This is a genomic window from Stenotrophomonas sp. 99219_Sma (assembly GCF_056480785.1).
In genome coordinates this window covers 117948-133758 of sequence record NZ_CM151117.1, presented here as the reverse complement: position 1 = coordinate 133758, position 15811 = coordinate 117948, and the positions used below count along the sequence as shown (strand labels likewise).

Annotated in this window: 14 protein-coding genes; 2 read left to right on the top strand and 12 right to left on the bottom strand. The window is 67.1% G+C overall.

Features of this window, described 5'->3' with window-relative positions:
• Positions 1–122 precede the first annotated feature (122 nt).
• Positions 123–1418 (bottom strand): acetyl-CoA C-acetyltransferase, encoded by a 1296-nt coding sequence (locus ACZK13_RS00555; protein ID WP_099551602.1) that lies wholly within the window; start codon positions 1416–1418, stop codon positions 123–125.
• Between the two features lie 93 nt (positions 1419–1511).
• Between ACZK13_RS00555 and ACZK13_RS00550 the strand changes: the two genes are divergently transcribed.
• On the top strand, positions 1512–2399 hold the full coding sequence (locus ACZK13_RS00550) for a hypothetical protein (RefSeq protein ID WP_125893059.1): 888 nt from the start codon (positions 1512–1514) through the stop codon (positions 2397–2399).
• A 122-nt stretch (positions 2400–2521) separates the two neighbouring features.
• Here the strand turns inward: ACZK13_RS00550 and ACZK13_RS00545 are convergent, their stop codons facing one another.
• From ACZK13_RS00545 to glnA, 11 genes are all read right to left on the bottom strand, one after another.
• On the bottom strand, positions 2522–3136 hold the full coding sequence (locus tag ACZK13_RS00545; protein ID WP_049462224.1) for a superoxide dismutase family protein: 615 nt from the start codon (positions 3134–3136) through the stop codon (positions 2522–2524).
• Positions 3137–3167: 31 nt separating this feature from the next.
• Positions 3168–3737, bottom strand: coding sequence for a superoxide dismutase family protein (locus tag ACZK13_RS00540; RefSeq protein ID WP_014035519.1), 570 nt, complete (start codon positions 3735–3737; stop codon positions 3168–3170).
• Positions 3738–3830: 93 nt separating this feature from the next.
• Positions 3831–5279, bottom strand: coding sequence for a nitrogen regulation protein NR(I) (ntrC, locus tag ACZK13_RS00535; RefSeq protein ID WP_125893057.1), 1449 nt, complete (start codon positions 5277–5279; stop codon positions 3831–3833).
• The gene (locus ACZK13_RS00530) at positions 5272–6333 is read right to left on the bottom strand and encodes a two-component system sensor histidine kinase NtrB (RefSeq protein ID WP_125893056.1); all 1062 of its coding nucleotides are present in this window, start codon (positions 6331–6333) and stop codon (positions 5272–5274) included. Before ACZK13_RS00530 ends, ntrC begins: the two co-directional genes overlap by 8 nt.
• Positions 6334–6448: 115 nt before the next feature.
• Positions 6449–8494: a TonB-dependent receptor gene (locus ACZK13_RS00525; RefSeq protein ID WP_125893054.1), complete on the bottom strand. Its 2046-nt coding sequence runs from the start codon at positions 8492–8494 to the stop codon at positions 6449–6451.
• Between the two features lie 140 nt (positions 8495–8634).
• The gene (locus ACZK13_RS00520; protein WP_032130155.1) at positions 8635–8949 is read right to left on the bottom strand and encodes a hypothetical protein; all 315 of its coding nucleotides are present in this window, start codon (positions 8947–8949) and stop codon (positions 8635–8637) included.
• An 84-nt stretch (positions 8950–9033) separates the two neighbouring features.
• On the bottom strand, positions 9034–10209 hold the full coding sequence (gene mltA, locus ACZK13_RS00515; RefSeq protein WP_125893052.1) for a murein transglycosylase A: 1176 nt from the start codon (positions 10207–10209) through the stop codon (positions 9034–9036).
• Between the two features lie 67 nt (positions 10210–10276).
• Positions 10277–11023 (bottom strand): N-acetylmuramoyl-L-alanine amidase, encoded by a 747-nt coding sequence (locus ACZK13_RS00510; RefSeq protein ID WP_125893050.1) that lies wholly within the window; start codon positions 11021–11023, stop codon positions 10277–10279.
• 177 nt (positions 11024–11200) lie between these two features.
• Positions 11201–12631, bottom strand: a complete 1431-nt coding sequence (locus ACZK13_RS00505; RefSeq protein WP_071228817.1) for an ammonium transporter — start codon at positions 12629–12631, stop codon at positions 11201–11203.
• Between the two features lie 21 nt (positions 12632–12652).
• On the bottom strand, positions 12653–12991 hold the full coding sequence (locus ACZK13_RS00500; protein ID WP_004134334.1) for a P-II family nitrogen regulator: 339 nt from the start codon (positions 12989–12991) through the stop codon (positions 12653–12655).
• A 367-nt stretch (positions 12992–13358) separates the two neighbouring features.
• Positions 13359–14768, bottom strand: a complete 1410-nt coding sequence (gene glnA / locus ACZK13_RS00495) for a type I glutamate--ammonia ligase (protein ID WP_004153533.1) — start codon at positions 14766–14768, stop codon at positions 13359–13361.
• 224 nt (positions 14769–14992) lie between these two features.
• Between glnA and ACZK13_RS00490 the strand changes: the two genes are divergently transcribed.
• Complete coding sequence (locus tag ACZK13_RS00490; RefSeq protein ID WP_012509682.1) at positions 14993–15787, top strand: undecaprenyl-diphosphate phosphatase; 795 nt, start codon at positions 14993–14995, stop codon at positions 15785–15787.
• Positions 15788–15811: the final 24 nt, after the last annotated feature.

The following is a 15811-nucleotide window of genomic DNA, read 5'->3' as shown; positions in this document are numbered from 1 at the left end:
TGGCGCTCTGACATCTTCCGAACGATGGCATCGCATGGCCGACCAAGGTCGGCATCTACCGCAGCAGATCCAGCGCATATTCCGGGTAGTCGCCAACCTTGGTTGGCGCGCGGTCGCAGCGATCAGCGCTCGACGATCGCCACTACGCCCATGCCGCCGGCGGTGCAGATCGACACCAGCGCGCGGCCACCGCCGCGTTCGGCCAGCTGCTTGGCTGCGGTGGCGATGACGCGTGCGCCAGTCGCCGCGAACGGGTGGCCGGTGGCCAGCGACGAGCCCAGCAAGTTGATCTTGTCCGGGTCGATGCGACCCAGCGGTGCATCCAGGCCCAGGCGATTGCGGCAGTAATCCTCGCTCTCCCACGCACGCAGGGTGCACAGCACCTGCGCGGCAAAAGCTTCGTGGATCTCGTAGATGTCGAAGTCCTGCAGGGTCAGGCCGTTGCGCTTGAGCATCTCCGGCACGGCCACGGTCGGCGCCATCAGCAGGCCTTCGCCATGCACGAAGTCCACCGCCGAGACGTGCGCGTCACGCAGATAGGCCTGCGGCTCATGGCCGTGGGCACGCGCCCACTCTTCGCTGGCCAGCAGCACCGCGGCGGCGCCATCAGTCAGCGGCGTGGAGTTGGCGGCGGTGAGCGTGCCGCGGCCGGAAACCTTGTCGAACGCCGGCTTCAGCGTGGCCAGCTTCTCCAGCGAAGTATCCGGGCGCAGGATGTTGTCACGCTCGACACCACGGAACGGTGCGATCAGGTCGTTGAAGAAACCGCGCTCATAGGCAGCAGCCAGCTTCTTGTGCGACGACACCGCCCACTCGTCCTGCGAGTCACGCGAGATGTTCCATTCCTTGGCCATGTCCTCGCAGTGGTCGCCCATGCTCTTGCCGGTGCGCGGCTCGGCCACGCCCGGGAATTCGGGCTTGAGCTCGGAGAACTTGAAGCCAGCGGTGAGCGCGCGGATCTTGTCGCCGGTGCTCTTGGCACGGTTGGCCGCCAGCAGGCGTGCACGCAGCTTCTTGCCGTAGACGATCGGCACGTCGGAGGTTGTGTCTGAACCGCCACCGATACCGGATTCGATCTGGCCCAGCGCGATCTTGTTGGCAACCGTGATGATGCTGTCCAGCGAAGTGCCGCAGGCGCGCTGCAAAGTGATGCCCGGGGTCAACGGCGACAGGCCGGAGGACAGCGTGGCTTCGCGGCCCAGGTTCCAGTCGCTGGAGTGCTTGATCACCGCACCCATCGCCACTTCACCCAGCTGCTGGCCGTGCAGGCCGAAACGTTCAACCAGCGCGCCCAGCGTACGGACCGACATGCCGAGGTTGCCGACATCCGAATACGCGGTGTTCTGGCGGCAGAACGGAATGCGGACGCCACCGAGGATGGCGACGGGACGAGCGTTGGGCATGGAGATACCTGGCATGGATGAGGGTGTCTGCAACATGGCCTGCACGACGGAGCAGGCATAATGGAGCCAAGTGTAGCTGCCGCCCTGTGATGGGCCAACCGTGGAACCATGAGCAAACCCGACCCCGCGATGAATGCCCTTGGCGTGCTGGCCCTGGAACTGGCCGGCGGCGAAATCCCCCGCCAGGCGGTGCTCAGCGCCGAACAGGCCGGTGAACTGGCCGATCGCGTCGGCCGCGACCTGTCCAAGCTGGTGCCGCAGGTGGCCGAGCTGGACCTGGTGTTCGCCGCCGCCCATTTCGATCCGGCCGAAGTACTGCGTCCGGGCTGGCCGATCCACCGCCGTCTGGAAGAACTGCAGATGCGTGCGCCGGGCCGTAACCAGGGCCCGCGCCTGCTGGCCTTCGGTACCGATGCCAACGGTGACGTGCCGCTGCCGTTCCAGGCCGATGCCAGCCTGGTGGGCGGTGGCCTGCGCGTGGTGCCGTTCCTGCTGACCGGCAGCGACGTGGCGACGACCAATGCGGTGGCCGAGGCGCTGGAAGACACGCTGCTGGCCAACGGCATGGCCCATGCCGATACCGCGTTGATGGCGCAGAACAGCTTCGGTGCCCGCATCGAGCATGCGCGCTATTTCACCGTGAATGATCTGGCCGCGATGATGTCGATGCAGTACGACAATCAGGGCCTGGCCGCGCTGTGGCCGCTGATCGAGACCGCGATCATGGCCCCGGGCGAGGACGAATGGCTCAACGCCGCGCCCGAGCCGCTGCTGCGCTACACGCACGGCGAGGCACGCATGGCGCTGTTCGATCCGGCCGGCTGGTGCGCGCACTACAACCACGGCAAGAACGACTGCGACCGCCTGAAGGGCATCTACGAGCAGTTCCTGATGCGCCAGCGGCAGATGGCCGCGGTGCTGGAAGCGCACGGCGTGCCGGTGCTGTTCGTGCACTGCGAGGCCGGTCAGGACGCGCGCGAACTGCTGGCGCGCTGACCCGGGTGGCCTGTTGGTAGTGCCGGCCGCTGGCCGGCAACCTCCGGATCTGCGATTGCCGGCCAGCGGCCGGCACTACCGATAAAGAAAAACGCCGGCTTGCGCCGGCGTTTTCTGATGGCTTACTGCGCCTTCTGGATCACTGCGCAGGCCAGGCGCGCACCGGCGTTGCCGGTCGGCTGGGTCTTGTAGTCATCCGCATCGGCATGGACGATCAGGCCGCGGCCGATGATGTCGAAGTCATCGCCCTTGCCGATGTTGACGTTGCTCGACACCGGGCCGTCGATGGTGGCCACGCCCTTGTCGTCGGCCTTGATGTTGGGCATGTCGCCACCGTGGTGCGGATCGGCGGACACGCTGCCGTGATCCTGCTTGCCCGGGTTGAAGTGGCCGCCGGCGCTCATGCCGTCCGGCGCGCTGCAGTCGCCCTTCTCGTGGATGTGGAAGCCGTGCTCGCTGCCCGGCTTCAGGCCGCTGATCTGGCCGGTCACGTGGACCTTGCCGTCAACCACCTTGAAGGTGACGCTGCCCTTGGTCTCGTTGCCCTGGGTCGGCGCCAGCTCGGCCGTGGCCGAGGCATCGGCAGCCGGTGCAGGTGCTGCGGCCGGTTCGGCGGTGGCGCCGTCGGCCGGAGCGGCCGGCGCGGTTTCAGCCTGCGGCGCGGCCGGCTGCTGGTTGCAGGCCGCCAGGCCCAGTGCAGCAATGGCTGCGAACAGCGAAGTGTGGATCAGACGCATGGAATTTCTCCCTGGATGATGCCTGCAGTGATCAGCGGACAACCCGGATCACGCCACAGGCGATGCGGACGCCGGCATTGCCGGCGGGCTGGCTGCGATAGTCGTCGGCGTTGGCATGCACGACCAGTGCACGTCCGGCGATATCGGTGGCGGCGCCTCCGCCAAGGGTAACGCCCTTGAGGTGGATATCGACGTTGGCGCGGCCCTGGGCGTCGGCACGCAGATTGTCCATGTCGCCCAGGTGGTGCTTGCCGGTGCCGGCGCGGCCATGCGCAGCGCCACCGGGATTGAAGTGATTGCCGGCACTGCTGGCATCCACCGCGCTGCAGTCGCCGCGCTCGTGGATGTGGAAGCCAGCCTGCTGCATCGGCTGCAGGCCACCGATCAGCCCGGTGATGTGGATGCCACCGGGCTCCACCATCAGCGCGATGCGGCCACTGACGATACTGGCCGAGGCCGGCGAGAGATTAGCCTCGGCCTGCTTGGCGGCGCTGACCACGGTCGGCGGTGGCGGGGTGGGTTCGGCCTTCTTCGGTGCACTGCCACAGGCAGACAGCAGCACGGCGGCGGACAACGGCAGGATGGCAAAGGACAGACGCATCGAAGACTCCTTGCAGGTGACACTACGGACGGCATCGTCCATGAACGATCAACGGTTCGGCAAGCGGGCGCGAGGATCGCGTGCAGGGACCGTTCAATGGCCCCCGCGACGGCGGCCAGCGCCCAGCTTGCGGGTAAGGGTATTGCGGCCAAGGCCCAGGCGGGCCGCGGCTTCAGCACGGCGGCCATGGGTGATCTGCAGCGCGGCCTCCAGCAGGGCATGGTCGACCCGCTCACGCACCTGCGCGTGCAGGCCTTCGGTGCCTTCGGCCAGCTGCCGGCGTGCCCATTCGGCCAGCAGCGCCTCCCACTGCCCCGGATCGGCGCTGGTGGTGCTGCTGCGACGACCGCGCGTACGGTTGAGCGCGGTATCGACGTCGGCCACGCCAATGGTGTCAGCGGCGGCCAACGCCGCCATCCGCCAGCACACGTTTTCCAGCTCGCGCACGTTGCCCGGCCAATCGTGTTCGCGCAGCGCCTGCAGTGCGGCAGCGGTCAGGCGCTTCGGCGGCGTATCCAGCTTGCGTGCGGCGGCGCCCAGGAACGTACTTGCCAGTTGTGCGATGTCCTCGCGACGCTCGCGCAGCGGTGGCAGCTGCAGGCGCACCACGTCCAGGCGATGCAGCAGATCGGCACGGAACTTCCCCTGCGCGACCAGGCCTTCCAGATCCTGGTGGGTGGCGGCAATCACCCGCACGTCGACGCGGATCAACTCGCGACCACCGACGCGGAAGAACTCGCCCTGTGCCAGCACGCGCAGCAGGCGGGTCTGCAGCGGCAACGGCATATCGCCTATTTCATCGAGGAACAGCGTGCCGCCGTTGGCCTGCTCGAAACGGCCGATATGGCGGCGCTGGGCACCGGTGAAGGCGCCGGCTTCGTGGCCGAACAACTCGCTTTCCAGCAGCTCGGACGGGATTGCAGCAGTATTGAGCGCGACGAACGGCCCCTGCGCGCGCGGCGATTCGCGATGCAGCGCATTGGCCACCAGCTCCTTGCCGGTGCCGGTTTCGCCGGTGATCAGCACCGCCAGCGGCGCCTGCGCCAGGCGGCCGATGGCACGGAACAGCGCGCGCATCGGCGGGGTATCGCCCACCAGTTGCGGTGGCTGGTCGCTGGGAGTTTCAGCTGTGGGGCTGGGGGCAGCCAATGCCGGCGCCACCGCCGGCAGCACACGCTGCGCCAGCGCCACCGCGTCGTCCAGGTCGAACGGTTTGGACAGGAATTCATGCGCGCCACCGCGGAACGCACCGGCCGTGCTGGCCACATCGGTGTAGGCCGACATCACCACCACCGGCAGCTGCGGCAGCGCGGCCTTGAGCTTGTCCAACAGCACCAGGCCATCGTCACCCGGCATGCGCACATCGGTGAACAGCAGCGCCGGTGGCGGGCCTTCGCTCAGGGCCTGCAGGGCGGGAGCGGCACTGTCGAAATCGACGACCTGGTAGCCCGCTTCGCGCAGCGCAGTACACAGCACGAAGCGCACGGCACGATCGTCATCGACCACCCAGATGCGCTGTGCGGCGGTGGAAGGTTCAGACATCGCGCGGGGCCTCCTCGGCCGGGACGGCGCCGCTGATGATCGGCAGCAGCAGGGTGAACACGGTATGGCCCGGGCGCGAACGGTAGGTCAGCGTACCGCGATGCTCGCGCGCGACCTGCTGGGCCAGCGCCAGGCCCAGGCCAGTGCCTTCGGCGCGGCCACTGACCAAGGGCAGGAACAGATGCTCGGCCAGCTCCTCGGGCACGCCACGGCCGTCGTCGGCGATTTCCAGGCGCAGCGCCAGCGTGTGCAGCTGCTCGGCGATGCGTACGCCATGCTCCACGCGGGTGCGCAGGGTGATGCTGCCGGCGCCGGCCTGGATCGCATTGCGCACCAGGTTCCACACCGCCTGGGTGAGGCGGTCGGCGTCGCCGTGGAATTCGGGAATGCTGGGGTCGTAGTCGCGCTGCAGGCGTACCGCCCAGCCGGCCTCGTTCTCGGCCAGGCGCAGCACGCGTTCCAGCGCGGCGTGGATGTTCAGCTCGGCATGCGGTGCAGCCGGGGCCGGCGACAGCAGCTGGTCGAGCAGGCCGTTGAGGCGCTCGATCTCGGACCCGATTAGTTCGATCAGCTCACGTTCGCTGGCATCGCGTTGGGCCGCGCGGCGGGCCAGCAGCTGGGCCGCGCCCTTCAACCCGGCCAGCGGATTACGAAGCTCGTGGGCCAGTCCCTTCAGCGCCGCGCTGAGCGCGCTGGGCAGGGCCTGGGTCGGGTCGAGCCCGGGGAATTCATCGACCGGATGCGCCTCCAGCAGCCAGCCGCCATCATCGCGGCGGCTCATCCAGCCCTCGGCGAAGCGCGGGGCCTCGCCGGGCACCGCCAGCGCCAACCGGTTCAGGCGCAGGCTGTCGCGCTCATCGCGGGCCAGGAAATGAGCCAGGGCTTCGCCCTGCACTTCCAGTGCAGCCAGCGGCCGCCCCAGCAGGCGCCGGACGCTGACGCCCAGCCAGCGGGCGAAGGCCGGATTGCAGCCGGCAATGCAGCCATCGGCCCCGGCCCAGGCCAACGGCGTGCCCAGGGCATCGAGGGACGGTGGGGGTGCGGGGTCGGACATTGCACCAATGTAGTGCAAAACGCGGGTCCGGGGTCGGATCCCTTTCCGTCAGGAAAGGGCCCTGACCACTGCCGCAGGGCGAGCAAGCTCGCCCACTTCCGGATACGTGAGCGGGTCACAGTTTCATATTGAGGCCGACGAACACGCTACGGCCAGGGGCCGGCGAAAACATCGGGCGAGCGCTGTCCCAGAAGAAGCTGTCGTACCAGGCGTAGGCGTACTGGCGTCCGGTAACGTTCTTCAGCTGCAGGTCCACGCTCCAGCGTGGGTTGATCTGGTAGGCCGCGCTGAGGTCGAGCACGGCAAAGCCACCGAACTTTCCGGCCACATTGCGCTCCTCAAGGTAGTAGTCGCCCTGCGCGCGTGCCTGCAGGCCGAGGCGAAGCGCGTCGCTGGCGCGGTAATCCGCCCCCAGGTTGCTGATGTATCGCGGGGTGGCGGCCACTTCGCGGCCCTGCAGGGAAATGCTGGCGTCGCGGTCGTCGCGGGTGATCTTCGCTTCCTGGTAGGCGTGCGACGCCCATACCGTCCAGTCGTCGCCCAGCTGCAGGCTCAACTGCGCATCCACGCCGCGTCGGCGGGTCTTGCCCAAGGTGACCGTGGTACCGGTGGCCGGCATGTTGGACACCTCGTTTTCCGCATCCTGCTGCCATACCGCCAGACGTGCCTGGCTGCCCGCGAACGGCTGGAACTTCAGGCCCAGCTCCATGCCGGTGTTGGTGGACGGATGCATCGGCGCCTGGCCCGGGGCGAGGTAAGCCGGCGCGGTGGATCCAGTGAGCACCTGGAAGGTGCGGCCCCAGTTTGCGTAGACGTGGGTGTTCTCGCCCAGGCTGTGGATGACGCTCAGTTTGGGCTGGCCGATGCTGCCGTAATCCTGCAGCCGAGCGCTGAGGCCGTTCATCAGGTGGGTACGGCCACTGAAGCGGTCCACACGGTAGGCCGGCACGATCTTCCACGCCTCGACGGGCTGGTAGATGGCCTGCACGTAGGCGCCCCAATTGTCGAAGCTGTGGCGGTCGTTGTTCTGCACCCGTGCCGGGGCACGGCTGAAGTCGGTGGGTTCGGCGTAGGCGTAGCGATCGCGGAGGTAGCTGTTGTCCTGCTGCTCGTAGTTCAAGCCGCCCTCGACGGTAAGCGCGGGGCTGGCCTGCCAGGTGAGCGTGCTGAGCAGGCCGGTCTGCCGCTCATCCCACACGCGGCGCTGGCGCGGCAGGTTGCCGGTGGGCAGGTCGCTGAAGGTCACGCGGCGGTCGTCTTCGTAGCGGTTGTAATAGAGCCGCGTGCCGAAGGTGAGCCTCTCGGACAGTTTCATATCCAGGTGCGCGGCAATCTGGCGCATGTCGCGGTCATCGCCATCGTTGCCGTTGCGCAGGTCGCTGCCGCGGCGATGCGTGCGCAGTTCGTCGGCGGTCATGAAGCCGGGTTCTTCGGCTTCGTGGTGGTACGCACGCGCGGTCAGGCCCACGCGCAGGCCCTCGTCCAGCGAGCCGTAGAACCACTTGCCGCCCAGCGAGTACTTCTTCGAGGTGTCGTGGTCGCGGTAGCCATCGCTGGCCTGGGTGCCGACGAAATAGTTCTGTGCGACGCCATTGGCTTCACGGCCTACCGCCAGCTGCGCATCACGGGTGTTGTAGCTGCCGTAGGCCAGCCGCGCATCGGTATAGCTGCCGCCCTGGCGCGTGCCGAAGTTCACGGTGCCGCCGATGTTGTGCAAGCCATAGCGCGGATCGTTGGTACCGCGCACTACTTCGATGTAGCTGATTTCCAGCGGGAACAGCATGTCGATGAAGCGCTGGTTGCCGCTGTTGACGTTGCTGGGGATGCCATCGATCAGCGTCTTGATGGCATTGAGGTAGCCCTCACCGTTGAAGGCGCGGAAGCTGACCTTGCCCGATTCGGCACCCTGCCGGGTTTCGGTGAGCTGGATGCCGGGCATCTGCCCGAGCAGTTCCCAGCTGTGCGAGACGTTTCGGTCTTCGATCTGGTCCGCGCCCAGCACGTCCACCGAGGTCAGCACCTGGTGCGCGCTCAGCTGGCCCTCCCCGTGCTGGTGTACCTGCACCCTGCCGAGGGTGAGTGCGGCGTCGGCCGATTGTGCGAGTGCTTCAGGGGCGAACGGAGCCGCCGCGAGGGTGGCCACCAGCGTGGAGGTTTTCATGGGGGTGGACGGGCGCAGATGAAATGTAATTATATAACATTACATGCGTCTGCCATGTGGAGTCGAGCCATGCTCGACTGCTCCTGGCAAACAGCAGTCGAGCATGGCTCGACTCTACAAAAACGGGGTGGAGCGGTGGCTTACACCGGGTAGCCGGTGGCTTCCCGGGCCTTCTTCCAGGCGCTTTCGAATTCGCGCGCGCTGATCTCGTCGTCTTCGTCGAAATCCAGGAACGACACCGGCTGGTCGGCCAGCAGGAAGCGGTCATCGCTGTGGGCATGCTCGTCGGCCCAGACCATCTTGGTGCCGTAGATCTCCACCTGGCGCACGATCTTCTCGCCACGGGCTTCCATCAGCACGTTGCCCTTGCCCAGGCCCGATTCGGCCCAGTGCTTGTAGTACTTCTTCGCGGCGGATTTCGCGCCGGGTTTTGCGTTGTGCTTTGCGTAGGTCATTGCAGAGGTCCTGGCCGCAGGCGCGGTCGGAAAGTTCGGAATGGCGCCATTATCGCCCGACCTCGCAGCGCGCAGGTGAGTGCTTCACCGGGCCGACGCAGGCAGCGCCACGCCCTTCGGCCACAGCATCCAGATGTTGCCCTTCTGCTTCATGTCGCCGGCCAGCTTGCCTGCGGCATCGCCACTGCCCCAGTACAGGTCGGCGCGCACTTCACCGGCAATGGCGCCGCCGGTGTCCTGCGCGGCCACCGGGCGCACCACCGGGGTGCCGTCCGGGCGCGTGGTGGACAGCCACAGCAGGCTGCCCAGCGGCACCACGGTGCGATCCACTGCGACGCTGTAGCCGGCGGTGAGCGGCACGTTCAGTGAACCACGTGGGCCTTCCGGGCTGTCCGGGTTGCGCACGAAGAACACGTAGCTGGGGTTGCTGCGCAGCAGTTCCGGCACGCGCGCGGGATTGGCCCGGGCCCAGGCGCGGATCGCGTCCATGGTGACGTCTTCTTTCTTCAGCTGGCCCTGGTCGACCAGCCAGCGACCGATCGCGCGGTAGGGGTGGCCGTTCTGTTCCGCATAGGCCAGCCGCACCTGCGTGCCATCGGGCAGGCGCACCCGGCCCGACCCCTGGATCTGCAGCAGCTGCAGGTCCATCGGGTCGGTCAGCCAGGCCAGTACCGGCGCCTTGGCGCCCTTGGCCGCGATGGTGCCGGCGTCGTCATAGGGCTTGAGCACCTTGCCCTCGACGCGCCCGCGCAGGCGCTTGCCCTTCAATTCCGGGTAGACGCTGTCCAGCTGCACCACGATCAGATCATTCGGCGTGCCGTAAACCGGTACGGTGGCAGCAGCCGTGCGGGTGAGGCTGCCGGGGTAGATCGGCTCGTAGTAGCCGGTAATCAGCCCGTGGGCCTGGTGGCCGCCGGCACGCAATGCATAGACATCCAAATCGCGCTGCAGGAACTGGCGGATCGCCGCCGGGTCCTTGTCCGAAACCGTCGCGGCGGTGGCGCAGGGTTTGGCCCAGACCGCATCGTTCTTCAGGCGGGTGCAGCTGCTGCGCCAGGCGACGAAACCGGCCTGCAGGTCGCTGTCGGAGACCGGTGGCAGTGCACTCCATGCGGCCTTGGCATAGGTGGCAGCGGGCGGCGTGACCGGCGTCGGCACTTCGGTTCCGGTGCGGGGAGCGGTGGTGGAGCAGCCGGCGAGCACAGCCGCTGCCAGCAGGATGCAGTGCTTGCGCTTGAAGAAGATGGCGGAATCGATCATGCCGCCATGGTGGAGTGCCGGCCGCTGGGCGGCAACCCAGCGCTGGGCCAAGCGTTCATGCGCCGGCTCACGGCGTCTGCAGCAGCAGGGAATGCAGAATGCGGGCGTCTTCAGCATCCAGTGTCTTCGGCAGGTCGTCGCGGCCACGGAAACGGCGGTGGAAGGCTGCGACGGTGGCGTCCCGGTTGTCGAGCGGATAGCCGAAGCGGGCCAGCGCACTCCACGCGTCAAAGCCTTCCGGTGCCGCACCGTCGGCCGCGCGCGGCCAGACGCCGAAACCGGCCTCGGCCAGCTGCTGCCACGGGAAGAACCGGCTCGGATCCTGCTTGCGCGTCGGCGCCAGGTCAGCATGGCCAATCACCTGCCGCGGCGGAATGTTCAGGCGGGCGGTGAGATCGCGCAGCAGCACGATCAGCGATTCGATCTGCGCCGCACTGAACGGGCTGCGGCCGTCGTTGTCGAGCTCGATGCCGATCGATGCCGAGTTGAGGTCGGTGATGGTGCCCCAACGCCCGGCGCCGGCGTGCCAGGCGCGGCGCTCATCGGCAACCAGCTGATAGCGATGGCCATCGGCACCGATCAGGTAGTGCGCGCTGACCGGTCCACCGCTGTTGGCCGTGCGCAACGTACGCAGGCTCTGCTGCACTGACTTCTGCTCGGTGTGATGGATGACGATGATGACGGGCGTGCGCGCGTTCTGGTTCGGCGACGGCACCCAGGTGGCGAGCGGGTTGCGGGTTTCCTGCGGCGCGGAGGCACAGGCGGCCAGCAGCAGGCAGGCCGAGAGCATCAGGGCGGTGCGGATCGGGTGCATGGCCCGATTGTGCGCGATCAGGCGCGATGATGCATGCTGCCGTGCCGACCAAGTGGTCGGCACCCACCAGAGCAGACCCAGACCCAGTGCCAAGCAAGCTTGGCACCTACCAGACCAGTAGAAGTGCCGACCAACGGTCGGCACCCACAACATCAATGCAGCAGCTCGGCCGCTATTTCAGGCCTCGTACGCGGACTCGCCGTGCGAGGTCACATCCAGGCCGGTGCGCTCTGCTTCCTCGGTCACGCGCAGGCCGACCACGCTGCGCACCACCAGCAGGATCAGCGTGGTCACTACCGCCGACCAGACCACGGTCAGGCCGACGCTGACCACCTGCACCCAGACCTGATGGGCGATATCCAGATCGGCCTTGGTGCCGCCCAGCGACTGCGCACTGAACACACCGGTGAGAATCGCACCGACGATGCCGCCGACACCATGCACACCGAACACGTCGGCGGTGTCGTCCACCTTCAGCAGGCGCTTCAAACCGGTCACACCCCACACGCAGACCACGCCGGCGACGAAGCCGATGATGATCGCGCCGAGCGGGCCGACAGTGCCGCAGGCCGGGGTGATGCCGACCAGGCCGGCCACTGCGCCCGAGGCCGCGCCCAGTGCCGACGGCTTGCCCTTGCTGATCGCTTCCACCAGCGTCCAACCGAGTACGGCAGCGGCCGTGGCCAGCACGGTATTGAGGAAGGCCAGCGAGGCGACGGTATCGGCGGCAGCGGCGGAACCCGCGTTGAAGCCGAACCAGCCGACCCACAGCAGCATCGCGCCGATATAGGTAAACGGCACGTTGTGCGGCTTCAGCGCGGTCTGGCCATAGCCCAGGCGCTTGCCGACGAACCACGCGGCGACCAGACCGGCCACACCGGCGTTGATGTGGACCACGGTGCCACCGGCGAAATCGATCGCGCCCATCTCACCCAGGTAGCCGCCACCCCAGACGATGTGCGCCATCGGGATGTAGCTGAGGGTGAACCACAGCGCCGAGAACAGCAGCACCGCACGGAACTTGATGCGCTCGGCGAACGCGCCGACGATCAGCGCGGTGGTGATGCCAGCAAACGTCGACTGGAAGGCGACGAACAGGTAATCCGGCAGGCCCTTGATCGGGGTGTTGCCGACCGACTCCGGAGTGAAGCCCTTGAGGAAGGCGAATTCGGTGAACGAGCCGAAGAACGGGTTGCCGGCGCTGAACACCGCGCTGTAGCCATAGGCCACCCACAGCAGCAGCACCAGCGAGAACACCACCAGGATCTGGCTGAGCACCGACAGCACGTTCTTCGAACGCACCAGGCCGCCATAGAACAACGCCAGGCCCGGCACCACCATCAGCAACACCAGCAGGGTGGACGTCAGCATCCAGGCCACGTCGCCATGGTCGTAGGTCGCGGCGGCTTCAGCCGCGGCCGGTGCGGCGGCCGCAGCGACCGGATCCTGCAGCGGTTCGACCGCCACGCTTTCGCTCGGCAGCGGCGAGATCTGGGCCTGAGCGTGGGCACTGCCCGGCCACGCACCGGCGGCCAGCGCGCTGAGCAGCATCAACAGGCACACGAAGTGGAACCGGGCTTGCCACCCGGTGAGAAGGCGCATCTTCATGGGGGAGTCTCCGGAAAGGGGTTACAGCGCGTCGGCACCGATTTCGCCGGTGCGGATGCGGATGACCTGTTCGACGGCGGTGACGAAGATCTTGCCGTCACCGATCTTGCCGGTGCCTGCCGACGACTGGATCGCTTCGATCACCGCGTCGGCACGCTCATCGGTGACCACGGTTTCGATCTTGATCTTGGGCAGGAAGTCGACGACGTACTCGGCGCCGCGATACAGCTCGGTGTGGCCCTTCTGGCGGCCGAAGCCTTTCACTTCGGTCACGGTGATGCCCGACACGCCTGCGTCGGAGAGGGCCTCGCGGACCTCGTCGAGCTTGAACGGCCGGATGATGGCGGAGATCAGTTTCATGCGCATGTCCCGAGGGTGGATGGGGCCAGCGCGCCAGCGCGCGTTGGCATCAGGCAACCAGCGGCCATCAGGATGATGGCCGTGGCTGTTGCACCGGACACGTACAGGGCCGGGACGGCCGTGCCTCTCTCCTTGCACGACCGACGCGGGAGGGAGGGCGGCCCTGGTCGCGTATCCGGTCTCTCTTGCCCCTGTTTCAGCGGACTAACAGTCCGCTCTACTGCAGCGGGCCAGCGGCCCGCTCTACCACGGCGGGTCGGGGTCCGCTCTACCACGGCGGACCGGGGCCCGCCCTGCGGCTCCCCAGCCGCGAAGACGGAAGCGATGGCGGCGGGTGGGAGGGGAAGCCCACCGCCATCGCCACCGGTCAGCTGGCGTAGTACAGCTGGTATTCCAGCGGGTGGGTGGCCGCGCGGAACTTGGTCACTTCCTGCATCTTCAGCGCGATGTAGCCGTCGATGAAGTCATCGCTCATCACGCCGCCGGCCTTCAGGAACTCGCGGTCCTTGTCCAGCGCTTCCAGCGCCTGGTCCAGCGAGGAGCAGACCTGCGGGATCAGCTTCTCTTCTTCCGGCGGCAGGTCGTACAGGTCCTTGTCGCTCGGTGCGCCCGGGTCGATCTGGTTCTTGATGCCGTCCAGGCCGGCCATCATCAGCGCGGTGAAGGTGAGGTAGCCGGACTGGATCGGATCCGGGAAGCGCATTTCGATGCGGCGTGCCTTCGGGTTGGACACCCACGGAATGCGGCACGAAGCCGAACGGTTGCGGGCCGAGTAGGCCAGCATCACCGGTGCTTCGTAGCCCGGCACCAGGCGCTTGTAGCTGTTGGTGCCCGAGTTGGCGAAGGCGTTGATGGCCTTGGCGTGCTTGAAGATGCCGCCGATGTACCACAGCGCCAGCTGGCTCAGGCCGCCGTAGCCGTCACCGGAGAACAGGTTGGTGCCGCCCTTGGACAGCGACTGGTGCACGTGCATGCCGCTGCCGTTGTCGCCGACGATCGGCTTGGGCATGAAGGTGACGGTCTTGCCGTTGCGGTGCGCGACGTTCTTGATCACGTACTTCATGCGCAGCAGTTCGTCGGCCTTCTGCACCAGGGTGCTGAACTTGGTGCCGATCTCGCACTGGCCGGCGGTGGCCACTTCGTGGTGCTGCACTTCCACTTCGATGCCGACCTGTTCCAGGGTCTTGCACATCTCGGCGCGCAGGTCGTGCAGGGTGTCGGTCGGCGGCACCGGGAAGTAACCGCCCTTCACGCCCGGACGGTAGCCGCTGTTGGCGCCGTCGTACTTGGCGCCGCTGTTCCATGCCGCTTCTTCCGAGTCGACCTGGAAGAAGGTGTGGCCCATTTCATTGGCGAAGCGGACCGAATCGAAGATGAAGAATTCCGGCTCCGGGCCGAAGAACGCGGTTTCGGCGATGCCGGAGGACTTCAGGTAGGCCTCGGCGCGCTTGGCGATGCCGCGCGGGCAACGGCCATACGGCTGCATGGTGGCCGGGTCGAGGATGTCGCAGCTGATCACGATGGTCGGATCGGCGTAGAACGGGTCGACGTAGGCGCTGGCGGTATCCGGCAGCAGCACCATGTCCGATTCGGCGATGCCCTTCCAGCCGGCGATCGAGCTGCCATCGAACATCTTGCCTTCTTCGAACAGCGACGGCTCGACGATGCTGACCGGGAAGGTCACGTGCTGCTCGACACCACGCATGTCGACAAAGCGCAGGTCGACGAACTCGATCTGGTTGTCCTTGATCAGCTTCTCAACGTTTTCCACGGACATCGGTACGACCTCGGATGGGGATGAATGCCTGCTGAGGTACAGCAACGACCGTGCCAACTTTTCGTAGGCTGCAAGTCATTGATTTCAATAAGGCCGCCCCGCAGCGGTGCAGAACCGTGCGCACCAAATGGGTGCAGCCGACAGCGGACGCACCCGTTTGGTGCGGCAGTGATCGTCTATCCTCTCGACCTTCTTCCTTCCTGCCGCGCGTGCCCGCACCGTCCATGTCCGACCTGCTCTCCGCCCTGTTGCTGGGCATCCTCGAAGGCTTGACCGAGTTCCTGCCGATCTCCAGCACCGGCCACCTGCTCATCGCCCAGCACTGGCTGGGTGCCCGTTCGGACTTCTTCAACATCGTCATCCAGGCCGGCGCGATCGTGGCGGTGGTACTGGTGTTCCGCCAGCGCCTGCTGCAGCTGGCCACCGGCTTCGGGCAGCGCGAGAACCGCGAGTACGTATTCAAGCTGGGCGCGGCCTTCCTGGTCACCGCCGTGGTCGGCCTGGTGGTGCGCAAAGCCGGCTGGTCGCTGCCCGAGACGGTCAGCCCGGTGGCCTGGGCACTGATCATCGGTGGCATCTGGATGCTGCTGGTGGAGGCCTACACCGCGCGCCTGCCCGACCGCGACCAGGTGACCTGGACCGTGGCGATCGGCGTCGGCCTGGCACAGGTGGTGGCCGGCGTGTTCCCCGGCACCTCGCGTTCGGCCTCGGCGATCTTCCTGGCCATGCTGCTGGGCCTGAGCCGCCGCGCGGCCGCCGCCGAGTTCGTGTTCCTGGTCGGCATTCCCACCATGTTCGCCGCCAGCGCCTACACCTTCCTGGAAATGGCCAAGGCCGGACAGCTGGGCAGCGAGAACTGGACCGAGGTGGGCGTGGCCTTCCTTGCCGCGGCCGTCACCGGCTTCGTCGTAGTGAAGTGGCTGATGGGCTACATCAAATCGCACAAATTCACCGCGTTCGCGCTTTACCGCATCGCGCTGGGCGCCGCGCTGCTGCTGTGGTTGCCGTCCGGCAGCTGAACAGCGCCGGGGCACGGTAACCCC

Bases quoted from the DNA above. Each gene is read 5' to 3' on its own strand.
- ACZK13_RS00555 (WP_099551602.1), bottom strand. From the start codon at position 1,418: ATGCCAGGTATCTCCATGCCCAACGCTCGTCCCGTCGCCATCCTCGGT.
- ACZK13_RS00550 (WP_125893059.1), top strand. From the start codon at position 1,512: ATGAGCAAACCCGACCCCGCGATGAATGCCCTTGGCGTGCTGGCCCTG.
- ACZK13_RS00545 (WP_049462224.1), bottom strand. From the start codon at position 3,136: ATGCGTCTGATCCACACTTCGCTGTTCGCAGCCATTGCTGCACTGGGC.
- ACZK13_RS00540 (WP_014035519.1), bottom strand. From the start codon at position 3,737: ATGCGTCTGTCCTTTGCCATCCTGCCGTTGTCCGCCGCCGTGCTGCTG.
- ntrC (WP_125893057.1), bottom strand. From the start codon at position 5,279: ATGTCTGAACCTTCCACCGCCGCACAGCGCATCTGGGTGGTCGATGAC.
- ACZK13_RS00530 (WP_125893056.1), bottom strand. From the start codon at position 6,333: ATGTCCGACCCCGCACCCCCACCGTCCCTCGATGCCCTGGGCACGCCG.
- ACZK13_RS00525 (WP_125893054.1), bottom strand. From the start codon at position 8,494: ATGAAAACCTCCACGCTGGTGGCCACCCTCGCGGCGGCTCCGTTCGCC.
- ACZK13_RS00520 (WP_032130155.1), bottom strand. From the start codon at position 8,949: ATGACCTACGCAAAGCACAACGCAAAACCCGGCGCGAAATCCGCCGCG.
- mltA (WP_125893052.1), bottom strand. From the start codon at position 10,209: ATGATCGATTCCGCCATCTTCTTCAAGCGCAAGCACTGCATCCTGCTG.
- ACZK13_RS00510 (WP_125893050.1), bottom strand. From the start codon at position 11,023: ATGCACCCGATCCGCACCGCCCTGATGCTCTCGGCCTGCCTGCTGCTG.
- ACZK13_RS00505 (WP_071228817.1), bottom strand. From the start codon at position 12,631: ATGAAGATGCGCCTTCTCACCGGGTGGCAAGCCCGGTTCCACTTCGTG.
- ACZK13_RS00500 (WP_004134334.1), bottom strand. From the start codon at position 12,991: ATGAAACTGATCTCCGCCATCATCCGGCCGTTCAAGCTCGACGAGGTC.
- glnA (WP_004153533.1), bottom strand. From the start codon at position 14,768: ATGTCCGTGGAAAACGTTGAGAAGCTGATCAAGGACAACCAGATCGAG.
- ACZK13_RS00490 (WP_012509682.1), top strand. From the start codon at position 14,993: ATGTCCGACCTGCTCTCCGCCCTGTTGCTGGGCATCCTCGAAGGCTTG.